Origin of the sequence: Nocardia sp. NPDC057668, assembly GCF_042799795.1 — a bacterium.
Taxonomy (GTDB): domain Bacteria; phylum Actinomycetota; class Actinomycetes; order Mycobacteriales; family Mycobacteriaceae; genus Nocardia.
The window spans coordinates 581,847-604,027 of sequence record NZ_JBHVIC010000001.1 but is presented as its reverse complement, the minus strand read 5'-3'; the positions used below and the strand labels follow the sequence as shown (position 1 = coordinate 604,027).

Here is a 22,181-nt window from a genome sequence, read left to right as displayed (position 1 = left end):
AAACCGGGGCGATATGTCCGACGTAGTATTCGTTAGGTCAGCCGAGATGGCCGAGGTGGGAGGTTGAGGTGTCCGATCGTCGTTCCGACCCTGCGGCACTGCGGTTCTTGATCGGCCACGACCTGCGGATCACGCGCGAGCGGGCCGGATTCAAGCAATCCGAGGCGGCCAAGGTGCTGGGGTGCAACCAGCCCAAGATCAACTACCTGGAAACCGGCAAGACGCAGCAAAAGCCGGACGAGACAACGGCATTGCTGCGGGCGTACGGCGCAGATGTCGAGCACGTCGACCGCATCGCGTCACTGGCGGGACAGGCGGACCGCACGACATGGTGGGCGCCGTTCTCCGATGTGTTGCCGGACTGGTTCCGCACCTTCATCGGTCTGGAGGGACTGGCCTGCGGTCAGTTCGTGTACCGGTCGAAAGTCTTTCCCGGGCAGCTGCAGACCGAGCGCTACGCGACGGCGCTGCTGGAGGCGGGCCTGCAGATCGCGCTCATGGATGTGCCGCAGGTCGTTCGGAGCCGGATGGCGCGTCAGCGTTTGACCGACGGCGAGCATCCCCTGCGCATGGTCGCGGTGCTCGAGGAAGCTGTCCTGGATCGTCTGGTCGGCGGTCCGGAGGTGATGGTCGAGCAGTTGCGGCACCTCCTGGATCTCGTGCGGCTCGACAATGTCGAGGTGCGCATCATGCCTACTCGGGTGGCGGTACACGACGGGATCAACGACGAATTCATGCTGCTGGACTTCGATTCCGCGCAGAGCATCGGCTACCTGGAGTTCGCCGCAGGCGCTCTCTACGTGCAGGACCAGGAGCAGGTTCGGCTGTATAAGATGATGGCCGACCGTATCCGCGCTGCGGCGCTCCCGGCCTCCGAGTCCGCCGATCTCATCGCGGCACGGATTGCCAACCTGCAGTGATGAGTTCGGAGCGGCCTGACATGAATACCCCTGCCCTATCCTGGCGGACATCGAGCTACAGCGGGTCGAACGGGGGCGAGTGCGTCGAGGTTGCCTTCGACGGGGATCTGGTGCTCATTCGCGACAGCAAATACCTGCGTGATCCAGCCAACGACCCGGCGCGGCAGCCGATGCTCGCGGTGTCCGGCGCGGTGTGGGCCGCCTTCCTCGCGGGAGTGTGCGAGGGGGAGTTCGCCGTCGCGGCGTGAGGTGGCGGGCGGCGCGGTCGCGCGCGGCTACGGTGTAGCCATGGAGGAACGCCGACTGCTCGAGGAGTACGTCGCCGGGGGCGGGCTCATGCAGCTCGCCACGGTGGGCGACGACGGCACGCCCCGGGTGTGCAGCGTGTGGTACCTGCCGAGCTTCGGGCCGGATCGGCTGCACTTCATCTCGCGCCGGGATCGGTTGCACTCGAAGAACATCGATGGGAACCCGGCGGTGGCCGGGGCGATCATCGACAACCCGCCGGCCGAGCTCGGGCTGACCGGGCGGGGCGTGTCGTTCACCGGTGTCGCGCGGGAGCTGCCCGGGACGGGCAACGACGACGTGGCCGCCGCCTTCGCCGCGCGCTGGCCCAGGGCGAGCGGTGTGCTGAGCGCGATGCCCGACGCTGCCTCCCGGCTGTACGAGATCGCGGTCAGCGAATGGGTGCTGTTCGACGAGGAGAATTTTCCGGCGAGTCCGCGCCGGACCATCAGCGCGGGATAGCGTCGCTCCCGGCGGTGTTCGCGGCGCGCAGCAGTCGCAGCTGACCGATCTCGGCGGCGTTCTTCATCAATTCGGCGTTGACCCAGGCGACCGCGTGCACCACCGCTTTACCGGCGTCGCTCGGCCACGGGAACTCCGCCGGGGCGTCGAGCTCGGCGTCGGTGAGCGTGTCCAGGATGTCGAGCCACTGCGCACGCAGGTCGCGCAACCATGCGATGGTCGCGGAGCCGGGCCCCGGCCAGCGAATCTCGGTGCGCTCGTGCGGAGTCCGATGCCGCCCGTGGTCGATCGCAACGGTCCACCACCACCCGATATGCCAGGTGAGCCACGCGACGGTGGGAACCGGGATCGGATCCGGCTCGGAATCGGCCCAGTCCGGAACCCAGCCGCCGTTCCCGTCCGCCCGGACGTTCCACGTCAGTTGGGCCGGTTCCCAACCGAAGTCGTGGTCGTCCAGCCGCTCGAGGTGGTAGTCCAGCAACGCCCACACCAGCTCGAACTGGTCACGCAGCACGTCGGTACGCGAGGTAGTCACGGCCGCATCCTGCCGGGCCGACTCGGTGCGCGGCAACCACATTTGGCACGGCTGCCACCGTCGGCGGCCGCGGCCGCGATGCCCGGCGCGGCCGTCGGCCCCGGGTTAGGCTGCGATCCGAGGGATCGGGAGGGACCGTGCTGCTCGCACATTTGAGTGATCCGCATCTGCGCGCCGACGCGCTGTCCGCCGCGCCCGCCGCCGGTTTGCATCTCGCGCTCGGGCGGGTCCTGTCACTCGATCCACGCCCGGACTGCGTCGTGATCACCGGCGACCTCGTGGAATACGGTCATCGCGCCGCGTACGAGCAGCTGCGAGAGCTGCTCGAGCGATTCCCGCTACCGATACATCTCGTTGTCGGCAATCACGACGATCCCGATGCGGTCCGGCGCCGGATCAAGGCATGCGGGCAGACCCCTGGCTGACTGGTCGGCGTCACGAATCCGTGGTGCGGCCCAAGGTGCCGAGGAACGTTTCGAAGACCGGGGTCGGGGTCACCTCGCCCTGATTGTTCACGTGGTTCGTGGTGGCGGCCAGGTCTATTCGGCCTTCGTGCCAGTGGTAGAGCCAGGGGCTGATCGGCCAGGGGTCGGTCTCGTAGACCAGGGTGCCGAAGCGGGCCAGGACCAGGAGGGCGCGCAGGACCTCCAGGTCGGTTATGGGGTGGCAGTACACGCGCTGGCGGGCGGGGGCGGTGAAGAGGGCGCCGGCTGGGCCGACCACGGGGTAGTCGTCGAGCCAGCGGAGATTCGTCGTGAGGTACTCCGAGCCCGCCATGCGGAAGATCGGCAGGTTCGTGGCCAGCGCGTCGAAATCGCCCAGGGGCAGGGGTGCGAGGGATACGTCGCCGTCGGCCCGCACGTTGTTCTCGGCCAGGGTGAAAAGTTCGGTGTCGGGGGGCCATTCGTGGGTCCAGGCGCGTTCGACGGGCATCACCGTGTGCACCTTGTCGATGAGCAGGCGCTGGATCAGGCCGGGCGCCCATTCGCGCCACACCAGATTGCGGGCGGCGGCCGCGGCGGGGTAGACGCGGGTTCTGAGCAGTGCGCGCATGGCCGGGAAACTGTGCACGTCCAGGGGTGCGTCGCGGTCGACCGCGGTGGCCGCGACCACGGTGCCGAGGTGGTCGCTGACGATCGCCGGCCAGTGATCGGCCGGTTCGAAGAGCAGGCGGCGGCGAATGTGCTCCAGGGTCAGGGTCGTCATGCTGTCGTTGTCGGACACCATGATCTCGTCGGGGCCGACCGGGAGAATGGTGTAACCCAGGTCCGAGGCAGCGGCGAAGAGCAGACCGAAGAGCCGGCGCGGGTTCAGGTCGTCGTCGCGCATTCGAGCCGCCACCGATACAGGATATTCGACGCGGGCGTTCGCGGGGTTCTGTCGGGCGTGCGCGCGCGGATGCATGACACCGTGAGAGTGCCGGGGCGGCAGATTGATTCGGCGACGTGGCGTTCCCGGGAGGCGGGACGACCGATACGGCGGCGTGCCTAGCGGGAGCCCTCCCAGCGGTAGTACGAGGCGACCGCGGGCTGTCCGGTGTAGCCAGGGCCGGTCGTGTCGTCGGCCCCGAGGTAGGTGGCGGAAAACCGCGCCGGACGAGATGCCCCGGCGGTGAGGCGGTGGTGGCGGGCGTCGTACGTGAAGTCGGATTTGCGTAGTTCCGCCACGACTTTTCGCGTGGCCGGTGTGCCGTCGGGATGGCGGATCAGGGCCGGGTCGAATTGCGCGGCCAGGGTTCCGGTGGGTGTGAGCGAGCGGGTCATGGCGGCCAGCAGCGCCAGCTTGTCGCCGATGTAGTGCAGACCGTGCACGCAGGTGATGAGATCGGCGGCGCCAGATGGTTGCCAGTCGGTTGCGTTGGCGGTGATCAGGCGTAGGCGCGGGGTGGCGGGCGCGGCCCGGAAGTGGTCGACCAGGTCGACCCCGACCAGGGTGATGTCGGCGGTGGGGAATTCGGCGGCGAAGCGTTGCTCGGCCGCCAGCAGCGCCCGGCCGGAGCCGCAGCAGATGTCGATCCAGGTGACCGCGGCGTCTGGGTCCGCCCGCAGGCGCTCCGCCAACCGCTCGTAGGGGTCGAAGCCCAGATCACGGGCATAACTGTTCACTCCGGAGAGCCCGCGATCGCGGTTCATCGCGTTGTTGGCGACCACCGCGGAACGCTCCAGCGCGGCGGTGTCGAGCAGTGGCGGAACGGGATTGGACAGCATCGGACCATTCTCCCGGTTTCGCGGTCGTACCGCGTGTCGCGGCCTCGAACGCGGTCCTGCCGCCGCTCGGCACGCTCGCCGACGGGACACGACAGGAGGTTCAATACCCGTCTCGCGCGTGCTCGAAACAGTTGTCCGAAAGTTCGCTAGATAACCAAACCTTCGGCGGCGCGGCTCCGAAATCCCTTCTGTCCGGCTCATTCCGGGGCCGGATTCGCACAGTGTTGACGCTACTGGAAGGAATCGCTTTTTCATGAGGTTGATCAGTTCGCATGGCTTCGCTCGTTCGGCGGTACTCGCCGGTTTCGCTCTGTCGGCGATGCTGACCGGTGCGGGCGCGGCGAGTGCCGATCCGATGGGCGATCTCGAGCCGATCCTCAACTCGAGCTGTTCGTTCAGTCAGATCGATGCCGCGCTGCACGAGGTCTCGCCCGAGACCGCGGCCCAGCTCGACGCCGCGCCGGCGCAGAAGAACGCGATCAAGGCCGCCTACGACCAGCCGGTCGAACAGCGCCGCGCCGCGTTCCAGGCGCTCATCGCCCAGCAGCAGCAGATGGGTGCGGTGGCGCAGGACAGCTCCGCCTTCGGCAGCCAGATGGACGAGGTCGTCGCGACCTGTAGCCAGTACTGAGTTCCGGAAGCGGCTCGCGCGCGCCCGGATCCCCCGGGGGCTGAGCGACACCGCGTGGATCGGGTACGCGTGACTGCGGAGCACGCGTACCCGAGCTCGCCGGGACTTCCGTCAGGGCAGGGCGTTCGCCCGCGGATTGCGTTCCACGCTGTAGTAGGTCGGATCGTCGCGCAGACGCCAGTCGGGACCGGTGAAGAACCGGGCGGCGGTGTCGTCGCCGAGGGCGATGTAGCGCAGCCAGGCCACGGCGGCGCCGGACGATCGGTAGTTGCCGGGGCCGTCGACCGGTGAGAAGTGGCTCACCCCACGGGCATTGGCGATCCAGGCCGGGGCGGCGGACACGAGGTTGTATTCCCACCACCGCACCCAGGCGAAGTCGGGGACCACGACATCGTTGTAGCCGGTGAGGAACAGGGTGGGGACGGTGATCGACGAGCCCAGGGCCAGGGGGCCGGGTTCGATCGCCAGGGCGCCGATGATGCGCAGGGCCGGATCGATCGCGCCGGCGATCGGCGGGAACAGGGCTGCCGCCTGGAGCGTGGCCTGACCGCCGCCGGAATGGCCGGCCAGCACGGTGCGGCTCAGGTCGATCTTGCCGAACAGCGGTGAACTCGGATCCCGCTGCTGGGCAACGGCGGTGGCCAAGCCGATCGCGGGCACATACGCCAGCGAGTTGAAGAAGTCGTAGGACACCACGACCACGAAGCCGTGGCCGGTCCACTGCCGGACAAGGGCGTCGTATTGCCCGGGGTTGGAGGTGATTCCGCCTTCGAACAGGATCAACGGCGCGCTGTCCAGGTCGGCGATGTCCGCCGGAAAATAGGTGTTCACCCCGATCGGCGACTGCAATCCGTACGGAAACGCCTGCGTGCACCGCAGATCGTCGACATTGCCCGACAGGTGCACCACGATGTGGGCGATCATGCCGAACACCGATTCCTGACAGGGATTTGTCACCGTCGAGGTTGTCACCCCGTGCGGTCCGGCCGTGTCGAAGAGGGACTGCGCCGTCGTCCCCGGTGTGATGTCATCGGCCGTCGCGGTCGCGGGGCGCACTCCGCCCACCCCGGCAGCGATCCCGAACGCCGCGACGAGAGCGAGAACGCGCCGCCCGGCACTGGACTTCATCATTGATGTCCGCCTTCACCCGATCGGAACCGCCGAGCCCGATCGATCAACTCTGAGACTGTTCAGTCTCGGATTAGACCGTAACTCCGGTGTGGCGCACGACACAAGGGGGCGCCGGACCGCCCGTCCGTGCCGCGAACCGACCAGCCGTTCGGTGCTGCGGGCTGTTGGCTTGTGCGCCAATGGATTCACATGTCCGGGAGCGGAAACGTAGAGTTCACCTGCGGGTGAGCGCGCAGAATCCCATGCCCGGCCCGATGAATCGACCAGAGCGAGGACAGACATGACGGACGCGTCAGCACCGGCCCGCGCGTCGGCCAAGGCGGCCGGAGCGGACACCGATCAGGTCGAATTGCGCCAGCTCCTGGCCGGTTTGACGGCGGTGCGCGACGGTGACTTCGGCACCCGGCTGCCGACCGACACCGACGGGCTGCTCGGCGAGATCGCGACCGTCTTCAACGGCATGGTCGATCAGCTGTCGCTGTTCACCTCCGAGGTCACCCGCGTGGCTCGCGAGGTCGGCACCGAAGGCCAGCTCGGCGGGCAGGCCGAGGTTCCCGAGGTCTCGGGAACGTGGAAGGACCTCACCGATTCGGTGAATGCCATGGCGGGCAACCTCACCGCCCAGGTCCGCAACATCGCCCAGGTGACCACCGCCGTCGCGCGCGGCGACCTGAGCCAGAAGATCACCGTCAGCGCGCAGGGCGAGATCCTCGAACTCAAGAACACCATCAACACGATGGTCGGCCAATTGTCCTCCTTCGCAGACGAAGTCACCCGCGTCTCGCGCGAGGTCGGCACCGAAGGCATCCTGGGCGGGCAGGCCGATGTGAAGGGCGTGTCCGGCACCTGGCGCGACCTCACCGACTCGGTGAACTTCATGGCGGGCAACCTCACCGCGCAGGTGCGCTCGATCGCCCAGGTCGCCACCGCGGTCGCGGGCGGTGATCTGACGCAGAAGATCCGCGTCGACGCGCGCGGGGAGATCCTCGAACTCAAGAACACCATCAACACGATGGTCGACCAGCTCTCGGCCTTCGCCGACGAGGTCACGCGCGTGGCCCGCGAGGTCGGCACCGACGGCAGGCTCGGCGGCCAGGCCGATGTGAAGGGGGTGTCCGGCACCTGGAAGGACCTCACCGAATCGGTGAACGTCATGGCCGACAACCTCACGGCGCAGGTGCGCTCGATCGCCCAGGTGACCACGGCGGTGGCGGGCGGTGATCTGACGCAGAAGATCCGCGTCGACGCGCGCGGGGAGATCCTCGAACTCAAGGAGACCATCAACACGATGGTCGATCAGCTGTCCTCGTTCGCGGACGAGGTCACGCGCGTGGCCCGCGAGGTCGGCACCGAGGGCAACCTGGGCGGGCAGGCCACCGTGCGCGGTGCGTCCGGTACGTGGAAGGACCTGACCGACAACGTCAACGTGATGGCCTCCAACCTCACCAATCAGGTGCGTTCGATCGCCCAGGTCGCCACCGCGGTCGCGCGCGGTGATCTGAGCCAGAAGATCACCGTCGAGGCCAAGGGCGAGGTCGCCGCGCTCGCGGGGGTGATCAACACGATGGTCGACACGCTGTCCGCGTTCGCCGACGAGGTCACGCGCGTGGCGCGCGAGGTCGGCACCGAGGGCATGCTGGGCGGGCAGGCGCGGGTGCCCAACGTCGCCGGCACCTGGAAAGACCTGACGGACAACGTCAATTCCATGGCCAACAACCTGACCAATCAGGTGCGCAACATCGCCCAGGTGACCACAGCCGTCGCCCAGGGCGATCTGACCCGCAAGATCGACGTCGACGCGCGCGGGGAGATCCTGGAACTCAAGACCACGATCAACACCATGGTCGATCAGCTCTCGGCGTTCGCGGCCGAGGTCACCCGCGTGGCGCGCGAGGTCGGCTCGCAGGGCCGGCTGGGCGGGCAGGCCGAGGTCGAAGGCGTCTCGGGCACCTGGAAACGCCTGACCGAGAACGTGAACGAGCTCGCGGGCAACCTCACCCGGCAGGTGCGCGCGATCGCCGAGGTCACCAGCGCCGTCGCCGAGGGCGACCTGACGCGGTCGATCACGGTCGAGGCCTCGGGCGAAGTCGCCGAACTCAAGGACAACATCAACTCCATGGTGGAGTCGCTGCGCGAGACCACCGAGGCCAATCAGGATCAGGACTGGCTCAAGACCAATCTCGCGCGCATCTCCGGGCTCATGCAGGGCCAGCGCGATCTGCACGTGGTCGCCGAGCTCATCATGGACGAGCTGGCGCCGCTGGTCTCGGCGCAGTACGGCGCGTTCTACCTGGCCGACGACACCGCCGAACGGCCCGAACTGCGCCTGATCGGTTCCTACGGCAGCCCGCAGGAACCCGGTGGGACCCAACGGTTCACCTTCGGGCAGTCGCTGGTCGGGCAGGCCGCGCGCAGCCGTCGCACCATCGCGGTGGACGACGTGCCCGGCGACTACCTGACCATCGCCTCCGGGCTCGGGCAGACCGCGCCGAACACGCTGCTGGTGCTGCCGATCGGCGTCGAGGATCAGGTGCTCGGGGTGATCGAACTGGCGTCGCTGCACCGCTTCACGCGCATTCACCGCGACTTCCTGGACCAGCTCATGGAAACGGTCGGGGTCAACGTCAACACCATCATCGCCAACGCCCGCACCGACGAGTTGCTGGTGGAATCGCAGCGCCTGACCACCGAATTGCAGGTCCGCTCCGAGGAATTGCAGGTCCGTCAGGAAGAGCTGCAGCGCTCCAACGCCGAAATGGAGGACAAGGCGGCTCTGCTGGCCATGCAGAACCGCGACATCGAGGCCAAGAACCTCGAAATCGAGCAGGCCAGACAGGAATTGGAGACCCGGGCCCAGCAGCTGGCGCTGGCCTCGAAGTACAAGTCGGAGTTCCTGGCCAATATGAGCCACGAGCTGCGCACCCCGCTCAACAGCCTGCTGATCCTGGCACAGTTGCTGGCGCAGAACCCCTCTCGCAACCTCTCGCCCAAACAGGTCGAGTACGCGGGCATCATCCATTCGGCGGGATCGGATCTGCTCCAGCTGATCAACGACATCCTGGACCTGTCCAAGGTCGAGGCCGGCAAGATGGACATCACCCCCGCGCGTGTGCCGCTGCGCAAACTGCTGGACTACGTCGAGGCGACCTTCCGCCCCATGACCACGCAGAAGAGCCTGGGATTCCGCATCACCACCGCGCCCGGCCTGCCCCTGGACGTGCTCACCGACGATTCGCGGCTGCGGCAGGTGCTGGGCAATCTGGTGTCCAACGCGGTGAAGTTCACCGAAACCGGCACGGTGGAACTGCGGATCGAGCCGCCGCAGGCGCGCGAACTGCCGGCGGCCATGCGCAGGCACGGGTCCGCGATCGCCTTCCGGGTGGTCGACACCGGCATCGGCATCGCCGAGCATCAGCTGGAATCGATCTTCGGGGCGTTCCAGCAGGCAGACGGGACCACGAGCCGCAAATACGGCGGCACCGGACTGGGACTGTCGATCAGCCGGGAGATCGCCTACCTGCTCGGGGGCGCGATCACCGCGGAAAGCACACTGGGCGAGGGCAGTACGTTCACGCTGTACCTGCCGGTCGCGCGGCCGGACTTCCAGGAGAGCGCCTTGACCGAGCGGGAGGACGAGCAGCGCTCGGACGACCGCCCGGAGCTCGCGCTCGCGGGGCCCCAGCCCCAGCGCCGGTTGCTGGTGGTGGAGCAGCGGCCGCAGGGTCTGCTCTCGCTGGTCGCCCAGGGCGCGGTGGCCGACCTGGCCGACAGCAACGACCCGCGCGGGCCGGTGCAGGTGGTCAGCGCGACGGGGGTGCAGGAGGCGGCCGCGGCCATGGCGGCGGAGGCATTCCATTGCGTCGTACTGGAATTGGACCTGCCGGGCGACGCGGCGCTGGCGTTCCTGCAGACCATGGACGGGGACGCCGCGCTGAGCAGCGTGCCCGTGCTCGCCCACAATCACCGGCTCGATTCCGAACAGGAGCGACTGCTACAGCAGCGCATCGAGCGCCAGCCCCTGGAATTGCTGTCGAGCCTGGACGAACTGCGCGAGCGCATCGCCCTGCACGTCATGGCGCAGGCCCCGGGGGACGTGGTGCCGCTGGTGCGGCGCGAGGACGCGCCCGCCGTCGCCCCGCAGCAGCCGGTCGGCGAGCTCGTCGGGCGCACCGTGCTCATCGTCGACGACGACGCGCGAAACCTGTTCGCGCTCAGCAGCATTCTGGAACTGCACGGGATGAGCGTGCTGCACGCGGAGAACGGGCGCGAAGGCATCGACAAGCTCCTGGCACACCCGGAGACCGATCTCATCCTGATGGACGTCATGATGCCCGAGATGGACGGGTACACCGCGACCGCGACCATCCGGGAGATCCCGCGCTACGAAGACCTGCCGATCATCGCGGTGACCGCGAAAGCCATGCTGGGCGACCGCGACAAGAGCCTGGCCTCGGGCGCGAACGACTACGTCACCAAACCCGTGGACGCGGACGCGCTGCTCGGCCGAATCCAGCACTGGCTCGGCGCCTGATGGAGCAGGACGGTGACGCCGCGACCGCCAGGCTGAACGGGGTGGTGGTCAACCGGCTCGCGGCGACCGTGGACCGGCTGCGGACGCAGATTCAGCAAGCCCAGGCCACCGCCGACGGGCGCGCGCTGATCGAGATGGCCAAAGGGGTGCTGGTCGAGCGGTTGCGGTGCGGGCCCGCGCAGGCGGCGCAGCAGCTGGAGTCGCTGTCGCGGCAGGCGGGCGTCGGGGTGCTCGAGCTGGCCGCGGATCTGGTCAACCAGGCCGCGCAGGACAAGATCAGCGAAGCGGTCGGCCAACTCCTGCGGCGCACAACCGATTCCGACGGGGCGGCGGTGCGCCTGCGGACCGCGGAGAGCGCGCTGCTCGCCGCGAACGGGGACACCCAGCGCGTGGCCGAATCGGTGCTCGAGCACGCGCTGGCGCCGCTGGGCGCGACCGCGGTGGTGATCTGGGCCGCGGGCGCGGACGCCTCGCTCTCGCTGGTGGGGTTCGCGGGTATCGGCGTGCAGGAGGCCGAACGCTGGCGGTACGTGCCGCCGGGGCTGGCGACCCCGGCCCGGCAGGCGCTGCTCACGCGCGAGGCGGTGTGGATCGAGGATCTCGACGCCTCGCGACTACCCTCGATCGGCGACCGGCGGGGCGGGCGCGCGGCCGTTCCGGTCGGCGCGGGCGGCAGTCTGCGCGGTGTCCTCGAGGTGTGCTGGCCCCAGCCGATCGAACCGCAGCCGCCGCAGGTGCGCCGGCAGTTGGCGGCGCTGGGCGAGCTGTGCGCGCACACCTTCGAATCGGATCCGCTCGCGGTGCAGTCCTCGGACCGCTCCGACGCGGCCGGGCTGGTGCGCCTGGCCGACGGACTGTTCGATCCGGCGCTGGTGCTGGTGCCCCAGCGCGAGCACGGAGCACTCACCGATTTCCGTATCCACCATGTGAATTCGTCCTTCATCGACCCCGCCGGGCGGCCGCGCGGACTGATCAACGGCGCGCTGTTTTTGGAAACGTATCCGATGGTGGCCGAAGAGGGCCGGCTGTTCGAGCGCATCGAGCGCGTGCTGGCCACGGGGGAGAGCTATCGCGCGGACCGCGTGCTGCTGACCGAGCTCGTCGACCAGGTGCCGCTGACGGTCGCGGCCGCGCTCAGCATCGGCCGCTACGACGACGCGGTGCTGATCGTGTGGCGGCTCGAGGACGACGCGGCGCGGCTGGCGGCGCTGCTGCAGCACGCTCAACGTCTGGGCCGGGTCGGCGGGTTCGAGGAGAACGCCGCCTCCGGCGAGATCACTTGGAGTGCCGAGCTTTTCGCGCTCTACGGGGTGTCCGCGGGTTCGGATCCCATTCCGCTGGCGCAGTTGCCCGGGCACGTGCACGAGGCCGACTCCGAGGCGGTCCGGCGGTTCCTGCGCACGCTGCTGCAGTATCGCCGCCCGACCTCGGCCGCGTTCAGGCTGATCCGGCCGGACAGCGTGATCAGGCACGTGCGGATCATCGCCGAACCGGTGCACGACGAAGCCGGGCACCTGCTCGCGGTTCGCGGTGCGTACCAGGACATCTCGGCGCAGCACTGGACCGAGATCGCGCTGTCGGCCACCCGGGACAGGCTCACCCACACCGAGGAACACGCGGCCGAACAGAGCAGTCTGGCGCGGCAGCTGCAGCAGGCGATCATGCCCGACGCCCAGCCCTACACCGACGCGTTCGGGCTGCGCATCGCGGTGCGTTATCAGCCGACCGAGCAGGCCCACCTGGTGGGCGGGGACTGGTACGACACCATCGTGCTGCCGTCCAAGAACATCCTGGTCTCGGTCGGCGACATCACCGGGCACGGGATCACCGCTGCCACCGGAATGGTGGTGCTGCGCAACGCCTTACGCGGGCTCGCGGCCACCGGTGCGGGTCCGGGGCAAATGCTGACCTGGCTGAATCTGGTCGCGCACCACCTGACCGATCACATCCTCGCCACCGCGGTCTGCGGTCTCTACGATCCGCAGACCCGGGTGCTGCGCTGGGCGCGCGCGGGGCACCTGCCGCCGGTGCTGATCCGGTCCGGGCAGGCCGTGAACCTGCCCGAGCTGCGCGGCATCATCCTGGGCGCGCTGGCCGAAACCTCCTACGAGGAGGGTGAAGTCCAGCTCGAGCCCGGCGACACCCTGCTGCTCTACACCGACGGCCTGATCGAACGCCGCGCCGAGCACCTCGACGTGTGCGTGGACCGCCTGCTGCGCGTGTCGGCCGAGTTCACCGGCGGGCTCGACGATCTCGTGGATCACCTGCTCGACGGCAGCGACGCCGACACCGACGACGACACCTGCGTGGTCGGCATCCAGGTCGAACCGGGCCAGGGCCCGCCGCCGTAGCTCCGCGCGCGGCGGCGTGTCTTGTACAGTGACGAGTCGTCAGCGAGTCTTACCGGTGGGGGTTTGTCATGGCGCGCAATGGGTTACGGCGATTCGTGATTTTCGCGGCGGCGGTGACGCTCGTCGCGGGCGCCGCGGCGGTGACCACGGCCGCGCCCGAACCGGCTGTCGCCGCGGCCGTCGAACTCACCCCGCCCGCGCCGACCGGCAGTCATCCCGTGGGTGTCACCGAAGTGCATTTCGTGGACGCCGGGCGCGTCGACCCGTGGGCCGGCGGCGACCGGGAACTGATGGTGCAGATCTGGTATCCCGCTGAGGATTCCGGGTCGTCGGAGCCCGCGGTGTGGATGCCGGCCGGTGGCCGCGAAGCCCAGCGGGACTACCTCGACGGGTTGGGGGTGCCGGCGCGGAGCTGGCGGCTCGGGCCGAGCCACAGCTACCCGAACCGGCCCGCGCGCCAGGGGATCGGGCGTTTCCCGGTGCTGCTGAATTCTCCTGGTATGACCGACACCACCGGGTGGAGCACGGCGCAGGCCGAGGATCTGGCCAGTCACGGCTACGTGGTGGTCGCCATGAACCACACGCACGAGGCGTTCGCGGTGCACTTCCCGGACGGGCGCGTCGAACGCACCGTCGTACCGCTGGATTCGCCGCCGGAGGTGCTGAGCGATGTGCTGTTGCCGAACCGGGTGGCCGATACCCGCTTCGTGCTCGCCGAGTTGGCCGACGCGGCGGCGGGCGGTCCGACCGCGGCGGCCCTGCCCGCCGAACTGGCGGCCAATCTCGACCTGACGCGGGTGGGTATGTTCGGTCATTCGCTCGGTGGCTCGACCACCGTGCAGGCGCTGCACGACGAGCCCGGGATCCGGGCCGGGGTGAATCTCGACGGACCCGTGCTGGGTTCGGTCGCGGACGAAGGCACGGACAAGCCCCTGCTCATGCTGGCCGGTGGCCGCTCGCCGTGGTACGGCCAGCCGGGCTGGGAACCGTTCTGGTCCAACAACATCGGGGTAAAGCTGCCGATCGGCATCGCGGGCACCGAGCACATGTCCTTCTGCGATCAGCAGGTGATCCTGCCCGTGCTCGCCGCGGCGGGACTGCTCGGGGCGGAGGCCGCAGGTGACGCCGTCGGGGACATCGACGCCCGGCGGTCGGTCGATCTTCAGCGCACCTATCTGCGCACCTTCTTCGATACCGTCTTCGCGCGCGAGGGCGGGGATATTCTCCGGGCTATCACCCTGCTGGCGCAGCCGGAGGTCGTTCCGCACGGTTGAGTTGCGGCGGGCGGGGCCATCCGAGAGCGCGCGAGAAGGGCCCGGCGCGGCGGGGAGCTGCGGAATTGCCGGGCACGAGAGGCGCTGTCGGTTCTATCGTGAGGTAGTGGCTCGCCGATAACCCTGATCCGTATCGGGGGCGATGTACTGCCCGGTCTGCCGGGCTCGTTAGGTCCTGTGCCAGTATTTTTCGCCAGGACGGCCAATCCGCGGACGGGTTCGCGCCGACTTCTGTGAAGTAGCTCGTTCATTGCCATGCTCGGTCAACTTTCAGGAGGAGAACGCTCGATGGCCGCCACCGTGAACGAATGCCTGGATACGCCAGTGACCGCGCCGGAGCCGGGGGACGGGGAGGGCGGGGGCGCAGCGGCAACGCTGGGGGAGATGGTGGGGCGTCAGTTCCGGCTGCGGGACCACTACGAGGTGGGGCGGGAGAAGGTGCGTGAGTACGCGCGGGCCGTGCAGGCCGAGCATCGCCTGCATTTCGACGACGAAGCCTCCGCGGCGCACGGGCTGCCGCGGCTGATCGCGCCGCCGACCTTCGCGGCGCTGCTGGCCGCGCCGGCGCAGACGGCGCTGACCGATCAGCTCAGCGGCTGCGATCTCACCACCGCGGTGCAGACCCAGCAGCACCTGGAGCTGCACCGGCCCATCGTCGTCGGTGATCGGCTCTCGAGCACCATCGCGCTGCGGTCACATCGGGAAGCCTTCGGCGGCGATCTGATGCTGGTGGACAACTACATTCGCGATCAGTACGGCTGCCCGGTCGTCACCTCGCACACCAGCGTGATCGCGCGCTCGGGCGGGTCGGATATTGGACGGGCACTCAGTGCGCTGAACCCGACGATCCTGCGCCATGACGTCCGGAACGGCGCAGCCCCGGAGGTCGTGGACGTGACCGGCGGCGCGGCGTCCGCTCGCGCGGAAACCAGCACCCTGCGTGGTCTGGATCGCCGGACCGCCGCGGTCGGCGATGCCCTGCCCACGCGCCAATTCCGGCTCAGCTACGGCGATTTGGTGCACTACGCGGGACTGTCGGGAGATCCGAATCCGATTCACTGGTACGAGCCCGCCACCGCGCTGACCGGGCTCGGTCCCGGGGTGGTCGCGCACGGCATGCTCACCATGGGGCTGGGCGCGTCCTATCTCACCGGGTGGGCGCGCGATCCCCGGGCGCTGCGCGAGTACAGCGTGCGCTGGACGAGTCCCGCGCTCGTGGTGCCGGGCCGGTTGAGCGTGATCGAGTTCACCGGCAAAGTCGCTGCGCTGCACCGGGACAGCGGACTGGCGACGGTCGCGATCGGCGCGACCCAGAACGGCCGGCGGCTGTTCGGGCGCGCCACCGCGACGGTGAAGCTGGGCTGAGTCGCCGTGCGTGACGCCGAATCACGACGGAATCGGCGCATGTATCTGACACTCGAGATTGTACGAAGACGCCGGGGTCGGTAACGTTTCCGGCCGTCGGGGCGTTCCGGGCCGGAGGGATTCCCTTGGGCCGGTGCGCGATGGGGTGCGTTTCGGTCGCGGATATGGTCGAGCGGATACGCCGTTCGGGCTGTATCGCACGGAGGGGGCAGTGAATGCCGGGTTCGCGTCTGTCGGCACCGCAGGCTCTGCTGTTCGACGTGCAGGGCACCGCGACGGATTTCTTTTCCACCGTTACCGGTACCGCCCGGCGCGTGGCCGGTGCGAAGAACCCGGCCGTGGATTGGCCGGAATTCGTCAATGCCTGGCGTGCTGCCTATTTCCGGGAAACCTCGCGCGAGCGACGGGCAACCGATGCGTGGATCAGCGTGGATTCCATCTACCGGTCGACCCTCGACGAATTGATCACCGCCCGGAATCTCGAACTCGACGAGAACGAACGCCGGGAGGTGAACGCCTCCTGGAAGCTCCTGACGCCCTGGCCCGACGTCGTGCCGGGCCTGCGCCGGCTGCGCCGAGATCATGTGCTGGCCACCCTGTCCAACGCCGACGTCGACGCCGTCGTCAGCATCACCCGGCACGGTGACCTGCCCTGGCATGCTGTTTTCACCGCCGAGATGGCCGGGGTGTTCAAACCCGACCCGGTCATCTATCACCTGGCCGCGCGTTATCTGGGCCTGCCGCCGTCGGAGATCATGATGGTGGCGAGCCACAAGTACGACATCCGCGCGGCGGCGCGATTGGGCTTCCGGACCGCGTTCATTTCCCGGCCCGACGAGTTCGGCGACCCGGCGCTCGCCGACGCGGAATTCTCCGACGAATTCGATATCAACGCAAGGGATTTCCAGGATCTCGCCGATCAACTCGGCTGTTGATCTCGCTGGCGCCGGTGCCCGCGGCGACGCTGCTGTTCGGCCGCTGGAACCGGTGGTCATCGGCGCGGGGAATGCGGATCAGGCGCTCGCCTCGGCGAATCTGAGCTCGAATCGCCGTGTGGTCGGCTCGTCGAGGTCCGGGCGCAGCCCGGCGAGCCAGCGGCGGTACAGCGCCTCCTCCGCGTTGTCGTGCTCCGGATCGACGGGGCGATCGAGGTACGGGCCCAGGATCGTCACCAGGGGGCCGAGCGCGCCGCCCCGGCGGCGGTTGGCCTCGAGCAACTGGGTGACATAGCGCCCGTACAGCGGCTGAACGGTGGCGTTCAGGCGACGCGCGGCGGCCTGTTGTGCGGGGGATCCGGATTCGGTGAGTGCGCTGATCTCGCCTGCGGCGGCGATCAATTCGGTAATGGTCTCGGCGTCGATGTACACCCCGGGCGGTCCGGCGACGATGCCGGTGCGCTCCTTGAGCGGGGTGGGATTGCCGCCGGCGAAGTACACGTTCTCCGCCGAGCCCGGCGTCCAGTCCAGTCCGATGTCGAGGCGGCGCAGGGTTTTCGAGGTCAGGCCGTGCGCCGCGCCTCGCTCGATCTTGAGCATGGTGGGTTCGGTCGGCCCGCCGTGCAGGTGCACCTGCCGCCGCGATCGGTGCATCGCCGCCATGCGGGCGAGCACGATCCGGGCCAATCGTGTGGCCGACGCGTCATCGTGCGCGTCGCCGCCGGTCACCGTCACGGGCACGATAATAGTACGAAAATCCTTCACGGCGGAACCTTCGATTTGCGTGGATCACCTGGGTTCCAGGCGGAAGGCTGCTGATTTGTGCACTATGTCGGTGACGAAGCCCTTGTTAATGGGGAAAGATTTTCGTAGGATTTTCGCATCCTGACGTCGCGTTCAGCCGCACTCCCGCGCGGCGGCCGGGAACTGGCGTTGGGTGATCGACCGCGAAGGGGGCGGTCGATCACCCAGTGTCCCGGTACATTTGGCGCAGCCCCTGCTCACCGATGACCGAGGATCCGCAACTGTGCTTCTGCCCTGGGATGGTCGAACGCTCCGGGGCCACGTCCCGCGCATCCTGTTCGGCCTCTGCGCGATCGCCCTCGCCGTGATGGCCACCTTCGCCATTGCCGAGAGTCTCGCCGTAATCACCCGAGCCACCGGAATCTCCGGTGTCGCCGGCACCTTCGTCAGCGAGCGTTGTGATCCCGACAGCGGTCGCCGCGCCGCCGTCTGCACGGGAACCTTCGCCGCGGACCGGAATCCGGGCACGGTGGTGCCGAAGGTCCTGCGGGGTGGTCCCTATACGCCGGGCACGCGGGTGCCGGTGCGCTCGGGCGCTGATCTCTCGGTGACCGGAAGCGTCACCGCCGCCACCGGATTGGGCTCGGCCGCGATGTTCACGTCCTTCGTGCTGCTCATGCTCGTCGGCGCCGCGATGAGTTTCTTCAAGATCACGCTGATCCAGCGGTTCTCCCGGGTCACCCTGTACTCGGCGGCCATCCTGTTCATCGGTGGCGTGCTGATCGCCGTCGCCGCGGCGCTGGCCGGTCCCTGACCGCGCGCCGGGCGGGCGATATCCCCGGGGCCGTGATCAGGGGATGAGAGCCTGATCCGCGTTGCGGCCCAACTGGTTTCGGAGCCACGGTGCGGCCGCTAGCGCGTTCGCGGCCAGATGCGTCACCAGGGCGGCGTCCGCCGGGGCGATCAGCGTCGCGGGGTGCGGGATGGCGAGTACCCGCATGCCCGCCCCGGCCGCCGAGCGGATGCCCGCGGGGGAATCCTCCACGGCCACACAGTGTGCGGGGGAGAGATAGAGCAATTCGGCGGCGTGCAGGTAGGGCGCCGGGTGCGGTTTGGAGTGCGGATGGTCCTCGCGGGTCAGGACCAGGGGGAAGTATCGGTGCAGATCGAAATACCGCAGGGTGGCGTGTACGAAGCGGCGGGGCGAGGCCGAGACGATGCCGGTGATGGCGTGGTCCGCGGCGGCTTCGATCAGTTCGGCGATGCCCGGGAGCAGGGCCACCTGCCCCTGCTGGATCTGGCCGATCATGAGATCGGTGCAGGCTTCGACGACCCGGGCCGGGGAGTCCGAGCCGCAGACGTGTGCGAGATGGTCGGCCCAGTCGCCGTGACCGTGGGTGCGGGCCCGATCCGAGTCGGTCCAGCTGTGCCCGTGCTGGGCCGCGTAGTCGACCCAGCACCTGTCCCACGGGTCCATGCTTCCGACCAGGGTGCCGTCCAGATCGAACAGCACCGCGTCGACGCGTTCGCTCATGCGTCGACGCCGGTCGGGCCGGATTGCAGGGCGATCAGCTGATCGATCGAAATCAGTTTCAGCCCATGGGAATCGGCGAAGGCGCGCAGTGCGCCCAGGCGCATGACCGAACCGTCGTCGTGGCAGACCTCGCTGATCACGGCCACGGGGGACAGGCCCGCCAGACGCATCAGTTCCACGCCGGCCTCGGTGTGACCCTGGCGGGCGGCCAGGCCCCGCGGATGGGCGCGCAGCGGGAAGACGTGTCCGGGTCGTTGCAGGTCACCGGCGACGGTCGCGGGATTCGCGAGCGCGCGCATGGTGGTGGCGCGGTCCTGCGCGCTGATGCCCGAGACCACGTCCGCCACCGCGTCGACGGTGAGGGTGAACGCGGTTTCCTTGCAGTCCTCGTGGGTCGAGGTCATGAGCGGCAGGCCCAGCAGGTCCGCGCGTTCGGCGGGCATGGGTGCGCAGACGACGCCGCCGGTGTAGCGGATGAAGAAGCCGAGCGCCTCGGGCGTCGCGAATTCCGCGGCCATGATCAGATCGCCCTCGTTCTCGCGATTCTCGTTATCGACCACGATCACCGCGCGGCCCGCCCGGATCTCGCGCACTGCCTCGTCGACCTGGTCGAATACGTTCACGCGGTACTGCGTGGATACCGGAATCGTCATCGTAGTGGCCTTCCGTTCGAGTGGAATGGGAGCGCACAACTCAGCAGACGGTAGCCGAAACAAGATCGATAACGCGGGAGCGCGGGAGACCGCTCGCGCCCGTGTCCATGAACATACTCCGTGGTCAGCGCGCCGGGGAGGGTCGGTCGCCCGGGTGGGGACGGGCGATCACCGCCCGTGTTCGCGGGCGGGCGGGCAAGATTGAACCCGGCTCCCGGACAGCGGTATTCGGCGCGGGAGCCCGTTCGCGCCGGCCGGTGCGGGCGCGCAGCTGTCGGCGAGGCGAGGACACCAGCATGAGGCTCACGCTCACCCCCATCCCCGCGCACCGGTGCGACGGCGCACCGTGCCCGGTGCCCCTGTCGCCGCAGGCGTTCAGCCAGTTGTATCTCGCCTATCTCGATCTGACCGGCGCGAATCGGCTGCCCTCGACGCTCTCGTTCGAGGAGTACTACGAGATCTGGCGGGCGCAGCGGCGCGGGGAGGATCTGGTCGGGCTGGACGACGGCGCGACGCGGACCGCGCCGGGCGGGGACAAGGAACTCATCACCCGGCCCAATGTTCGGCTCAACGGGGTGATTCGGACGATCGTGCTGCTGGTCGATTTTCCGGACAAGCCGCACGAGGCCGCGCACGGGCCGGGGTACTACGAGGCGATGCTGTTCAGCGACAAGCTTTTTCCGACCGGCAGCATGCGGGACTTCTACCGTTCGGTGAGCGGGTTCGACGCCGAGGCGGGAACCGGCATCGATGTGCAGGGTGCCGTGCACGGGTGGTTCCGGCTGCCGCAACCGCTCACGTTCTATACCGACGGCAGCTCCGGGACCGGTAACGGGTTCCCGCGCAATGCCGCGGGGATGGCGCGGGACGCGGTCAAGGCCGCGCTGGCCGAGGGCGTGGATTTCACGCCGTACGACGTGCTCGGGGAGCGAATCGTGACCGCGCTGTTCATCGTGCACGCCGGGCGCGGAGCCGAGGAAACCGGTTCGGCCGACGACATCTGGAGCCTGAAATGGGCGATCCCGGGCGCGGGGGAGCAGGTGGCGCCGAACCTCGCCGTGACGACCTTCCTGACCGTGCCCGAGGACTGCAACATGGGTGTCTGCGCGCACGAATGGGGCCATCTCGCGGCGCGCTGGGCGGATTACTACGACACCACGCAGTCGCCGAACTTCCGCTCGGCAGGGCTCGGCGACTACTGCCTGATGGCGGCGGGCAGCTGGGGCAATCACGGCATCACGCCCGTGTACCCGAACGGCATGTTGCGCGCGTTCCACGGCTGGCTCGAGCCGCGCGTCGTCACGCAGACGACCGCGGGCATCGTCCTCGAGCCGGCGGCCGAGGGCGGCGGGATGGTGTTCATCCGCAATCCGCGGCGGATGCCCCGCGAAAGCCAGTACGTCGCAGTGGAATACCGCCGCAAACGCGGGCAGGACGCGTTTCTGCCCGACGAGGGGATCGCGATCTACGTGGTCGACGAGGCGATCGAGAACGTCAACGACGAGTCCGCCCTGGCGATCGAGCTGATGCAGGCCGACGGGAAACGCGACCTGGCCGCGATCTTCCGCGGCGGCAACCGCGGCGACGCGAACGACCTCTACCCCTCCGCCGGCAACGCCACGATCGGGCAGTCGACCCGACCCGCCCTGAACATGCCCGGCGGAACCTGGTCCGGGATCACGATCACCGTCCACGGCAGTCCGGGGGACGATCGGATGACCATCGACGTCGCCATCGACTGACCGGTCATACGCGCCCGCATCGTGCTGCGGAGGGGACCGTGGCGGGGGCGCCCGCCGGGGCGACCGGTGGACCGGTCACCCCGGCGTGTCGCGCGCGGCGGGTAGTCGCCGAAGCCGAGAGGTGGCGTCACACGCCGGCGCGGGGGACGTCGCCGGGCCAGGCGCCGGTTTCGTGGCCGCGCTCCTCGATGAACTGCTTGAAGCGCTTCAGATCGCCCTTGACGCGGCGGTCCAGGACGCCGAGCTTGTCGCCGACGTTCTCGACGAAGCCCTCCGGATCTATGTCCATCTGGGTGATCACGCGGGTCGTGGTGTCGTCGATGCGGTGGAAGGTCACCACGCCGGCGTGCTCGGGGCCGCTGTCCGAGCGCCACGCGATGCGTTCCTCGGGATGCTGCTCGACGATGGTCGCGTCGAATTCCCTTTCCACCGGCCCGAAGTGGACCTTCCAGTGGGTTCGGGTGCTGTCGAGCTGATCGACGCGCTCGACGCCCTCCATGAACTGCGGGAAGGACTCGAACTGGGTCCACTGGTTGTAGGCGGTCCGGATCGGTACGTTGACATCGGTCGATGCGGTAACGGTACCCATGGGGAGACCTCGCTTCCTGTGTCACGGATGCCGAGATTTCCGGCATCAACCGCGTGCTACCCGACGCGACGGGACGCAAACACCGCTCCCGTGACCAGCGGCGTCGCCCTCGGCCGGCCGGTTGTTCCCCGAATCTCCGTCCACGCCGGGCCGATCGGCACTCGATCGGCCCGGTGAGCCACCACGGGCCTCATGTACGCCGAGGTTGCCCCGCGGCGTCCGGCTCAGAGCTCAGCACATTGTGCTGCTGCGTTAACACGGTTGTCCCGCAGCGTTATTCACCGGGTGAGAC

At 68.8% G+C, this 22,181-nt stretch carries 20 protein-coding genes; 12 read left to right on the top strand and 8 right to left on the bottom strand.

Features of this window, described 5'->3' with window-relative positions; translation table 11 throughout:
- The first annotated feature begins 68 nt into the window (after positions 1-68).
- From ACFVBH_RS02835 to ACFVBH_RS02825, 3 genes are read left to right on the top strand one after another with little or no spacing between them, the layout of a single operon-like run.
- Entirely contained in the window at positions 69-920 is an 852-nt protein-coding gene (locus tag ACFVBH_RS02835; RefSeq protein ID WP_378999173.1) for a helix-turn-helix domain-containing protein, read from the top strand.
- A 20-nt stretch (positions 921-940) separates the two neighbouring features.
- Positions 941-1,168 (top strand): DUF397 domain-containing protein, encoded by a 228-nt coding sequence (locus tag ACFVBH_RS02830; protein ID WP_378999171.1) that lies wholly within the window; start codon positions 941-943, stop codon positions 1,166-1,168.
- 40 nt (positions 1,169-1,208) lie between these two features.
- Complete coding sequence (locus ACFVBH_RS02825; RefSeq protein WP_378999169.1) at positions 1,209-1,667, top strand: pyridoxamine 5'-phosphate oxidase family protein; 459 nt, start codon at positions 1,209-1,211, stop codon at positions 1,665-1,667.
- On the opposite strand, the gene ACFVBH_RS02820 is transcribed toward ACFVBH_RS02825, so the two are convergent.
- Complete coding sequence (locus ACFVBH_RS02820) at positions 1,654-2,202, bottom strand: DinB family protein (protein WP_378999167.1); 549 nt, start codon at positions 2,200-2,202, stop codon at positions 1,654-1,656. The two genes, ACFVBH_RS02825 and ACFVBH_RS02820, sit on opposite strands and share 14 nt — an antisense overlap.
- A gap of 137 nt (positions 2,203-2,339) precedes the next feature.
- On the opposite strand from ACFVBH_RS02820, the gene ACFVBH_RS02815 reads away from it, so the two are divergent.
- Positions 2,340-2,627 (top strand): metallophosphoesterase, encoded by a 288-nt coding sequence (locus ACFVBH_RS02815; RefSeq protein ID WP_378999165.1) that lies wholly within the window; start codon positions 2,340-2,342, stop codon positions 2,625-2,627.
- 10 nt (positions 2,628-2,637) lie between these two features.
- Here ACFVBH_RS02815 and ACFVBH_RS02810 read toward each other — a convergent pair whose 3' ends face one another.
- Both ACFVBH_RS02810 and ACFVBH_RS02805 read right to left on the bottom strand, forming a co-directional pair.
- Entirely contained in the window at positions 2,638-3,543 is a 906-nt protein-coding gene (locus ACFVBH_RS02810; protein WP_378999163.1) for a hypothetical protein, read from the bottom strand.
- Between the two features lie 146 nt (positions 3,544-3,689).
- Positions 3,690-4,409 (bottom strand): class I SAM-dependent methyltransferase, encoded by a 720-nt coding sequence (locus ACFVBH_RS02805; RefSeq protein WP_378999161.1) that lies wholly within the window; start codon positions 4,407-4,409, stop codon positions 3,690-3,692.
- Between the two features lie 253 nt (positions 4,410-4,662).
- On the opposite strand from ACFVBH_RS02805, the gene ACFVBH_RS02800 reads away from it, so the two are divergent.
- Positions 4,663-5,040 carry a hemophore-related protein gene (locus ACFVBH_RS02800; protein ID WP_378999158.1) on the top strand — a complete coding sequence of 126 codons (378 nt, stop codon included), beginning with the start codon at positions 4,663-4,665 and terminating at the stop codon, positions 5,038-5,040.
- A 111-nt stretch (positions 5,041-5,151) separates the two neighbouring features.
- Here the strand turns inward: ACFVBH_RS02800 and ACFVBH_RS02795 are convergent, their stop codons facing one another.
- On the bottom strand, positions 5,152-6,171 hold the full coding sequence (locus ACFVBH_RS02795) for a hypothetical protein (RefSeq protein WP_378999156.1): 1,020 nt from the start codon (positions 6,169-6,171) through the stop codon (positions 5,152-5,154).
- Positions 6,172-6,451: 280 nt separating this feature from the next.
- Between ACFVBH_RS02795 and ACFVBH_RS02790 the strand changes: the two genes are divergently transcribed.
- The 5 genes from ACFVBH_RS02790 to ACFVBH_RS02770 all read left to right on the top strand — a co-directional run bounded on the left by ACFVBH_RS02790 (position 6,452) and on the right by ACFVBH_RS02770 (position 16,627).
- Positions 6,452-10,702, top strand: coding sequence for a HAMP domain-containing protein (locus tag ACFVBH_RS02790; protein ID WP_354985443.1), 4,251 nt, complete (start codon positions 6,452-6,454; stop codon positions 10,700-10,702).
- Positions 10,702-13,053, top strand: coding sequence for a SpoIIE family protein phosphatase (locus ACFVBH_RS02785; protein WP_378999153.1), 2,352 nt, complete (start codon positions 10,702-10,704; stop codon positions 13,051-13,053). Before ACFVBH_RS02790 ends, ACFVBH_RS02785 begins: the two co-directional genes overlap by 1 nt.
- A 68-nt stretch (positions 13,054-13,121) precedes the next feature.
- Entirely contained in the window at positions 13,122-14,327 is a 1,206-nt protein-coding gene (locus tag ACFVBH_RS02780; protein ID WP_378999150.1) for a hypothetical protein, read from the top strand.
- Between the two features lie 288 nt (positions 14,328-14,615).
- Complete coding sequence (locus tag ACFVBH_RS02775) at positions 14,616-15,692, top strand: fused (3R)-hydroxyacyl-ACP dehydratase subunits HadA/HadB (RefSeq protein WP_378999148.1); 1,077 nt, start codon at positions 14,616-14,618, stop codon at positions 15,690-15,692.
- Positions 15,693-15,907: 215 nt separating this feature from the next.
- The gene (locus ACFVBH_RS02770; protein ID WP_378999146.1) at positions 15,908-16,627 is read left to right on the top strand and encodes a haloacid dehalogenase type II; all 720 of its coding nucleotides are present in this window, start codon (positions 15,908-15,910) and stop codon (positions 16,625-16,627) included.
- 78 nt (positions 16,628-16,705) lie between these two features.
- Here ACFVBH_RS02770 and ACFVBH_RS02765 read toward each other — a convergent pair whose 3' ends face one another.
- Positions 16,706-17,362 (bottom strand): hypothetical protein, encoded by a 657-nt coding sequence (locus ACFVBH_RS02765; protein WP_354985448.1) that lies wholly within the window; start codon positions 17,360-17,362, stop codon positions 16,706-16,708.
- Positions 17,363-17,654: 292 nt separating this feature from the next.
- Here ACFVBH_RS02765 and ACFVBH_RS02760 point away from each other — a divergent pair, with 292 nt between their 5' ends.
- Positions 17,655-18,185 (top strand): hypothetical protein, encoded by a 531-nt coding sequence (locus ACFVBH_RS02760; protein WP_378999143.1) that lies wholly within the window; start codon positions 17,655-17,657, stop codon positions 18,183-18,185.
- Positions 18,186-18,221: 36 nt separating this feature from the next.
- Here the strand turns inward: ACFVBH_RS02760 and ACFVBH_RS02755 are convergent, their stop codons facing one another.
- Positions 18,222-18,905 (bottom strand): HAD family phosphatase, encoded by a 684-nt coding sequence (locus ACFVBH_RS02755; RefSeq protein WP_354985450.1) that lies wholly within the window; start codon positions 18,903-18,905, stop codon positions 18,222-18,224.
- A complete protein-coding gene (gene ribB, locus ACFVBH_RS02750) occupies positions 18,902-19,558 on the bottom strand; it encodes a 3,4-dihydroxy-2-butanone-4-phosphate synthase (protein ID WP_378999141.1) in 657 nt (218 codons plus the stop codon). The genes ACFVBH_RS02755 and ribB overlap by 4 nt, the downstream gene beginning before the upstream one ends.
- A 296-nt stretch (positions 19,559-19,854) precedes the next feature.
- Between ribB and ACFVBH_RS02745 the strand changes: the two genes are divergently transcribed.
- Positions 19,855-21,300, top strand: coding sequence for a M6 family metalloprotease domain-containing protein (locus tag ACFVBH_RS02745; protein WP_378999139.1), 1,446 nt, complete (start codon positions 19,855-19,857; stop codon positions 21,298-21,300).
- Between the two features lie 127 nt (positions 21,301-21,427).
- Here the strand turns inward: ACFVBH_RS02745 and ACFVBH_RS02740 are convergent, their stop codons facing one another.
- Positions 21,428-21,889, bottom strand: a complete 462-nt coding sequence (locus ACFVBH_RS02740; RefSeq protein ID WP_378999137.1) for an SRPBCC family protein — start codon at positions 21,887-21,889, stop codon at positions 21,428-21,430.
- Between the last annotated feature and the right edge of the window lie 292 nt (positions 21,890-22,181).

Excerpts from the sequence above, each read along its gene's own strand:
- ACFVBH_RS02825 (WP_378999169.1), top strand. The coding sequence starts at position 1,209 with ATGGAGGAACGCCGACTGCTCGAGGAGTACGTCGCCGGGGGCGGGCTC.
- ACFVBH_RS02770 (WP_378999146.1), top strand. The coding sequence starts at position 15,908 with ATGCCGGGTTCGCGTCTGTCGGCACCGCAGGCTCTGCTGTTCGACGTG.
- ACFVBH_RS02785 (WP_378999153.1), top strand. The coding sequence starts at position 10,702 with ATGGAGCAGGACGGTGACGCCGCGACCGCCAGGCTGAACGGGGTGGTG.
- ACFVBH_RS02775 (WP_378999148.1), top strand. The coding sequence starts at position 14,616 with ATGGCCGCCACCGTGAACGAATGCCTGGATACGCCAGTGACCGCGCCG.
- ACFVBH_RS02795 (WP_378999156.1), bottom strand. The coding sequence starts at position 6,171 with ATGATGAAGTCCAGTGCCGGGCGGCGCGTTCTCGCTCTCGTCGCGGCG.
- ACFVBH_RS02805 (WP_378999161.1), bottom strand. The coding sequence starts at position 4,409 with ATGCTGTCCAATCCCGTTCCGCCACTGCTCGACACCGCCGCGCTGGAG.
- ACFVBH_RS02790 (WP_354985443.1), top strand. The coding sequence starts at position 6,452 with ATGACGGACGCGTCAGCACCGGCCCGCGCGTCGGCCAAGGCGGCCGGA.
- ACFVBH_RS02745 (WP_378999139.1), top strand. The coding sequence starts at position 19,855 with ATGAGGCTCACGCTCACCCCCATCCCCGCGCACCGGTGCGACGGCGCA.
- ACFVBH_RS02740 (WP_378999137.1), bottom strand. The coding sequence starts at position 21,889 with ATGGGTACCGTTACCGCATCGACCGATGTCAACGTACCGATCCGGACC.
- ACFVBH_RS02800 (WP_378999158.1), top strand. The coding sequence starts at position 4,663 with ATGAGGTTGATCAGTTCGCATGGCTTCGCTCGTTCGGCGGTACTCGCC.
- ribB (WP_378999141.1), bottom strand. The coding sequence starts at position 19,558 with ATGACGATTCCGGTATCCACGCAGTACCGCGTGAACGTATTCGACCAG.
- ACFVBH_RS02755 (WP_354985450.1), bottom strand. The coding sequence starts at position 18,905 with ATGAGCGAACGCGTCGACGCGGTGCTGTTCGATCTGGACGGCACCCTG.
- ACFVBH_RS02830 (WP_378999171.1), top strand. The coding sequence starts at position 941 with ATGAATACCCCTGCCCTATCCTGGCGGACATCGAGCTACAGCGGGTCG.
- ACFVBH_RS02780 (WP_378999150.1), top strand. The coding sequence starts at position 13,122 with ATGGCGCGCAATGGGTTACGGCGATTCGTGATTTTCGCGGCGGCGGTG.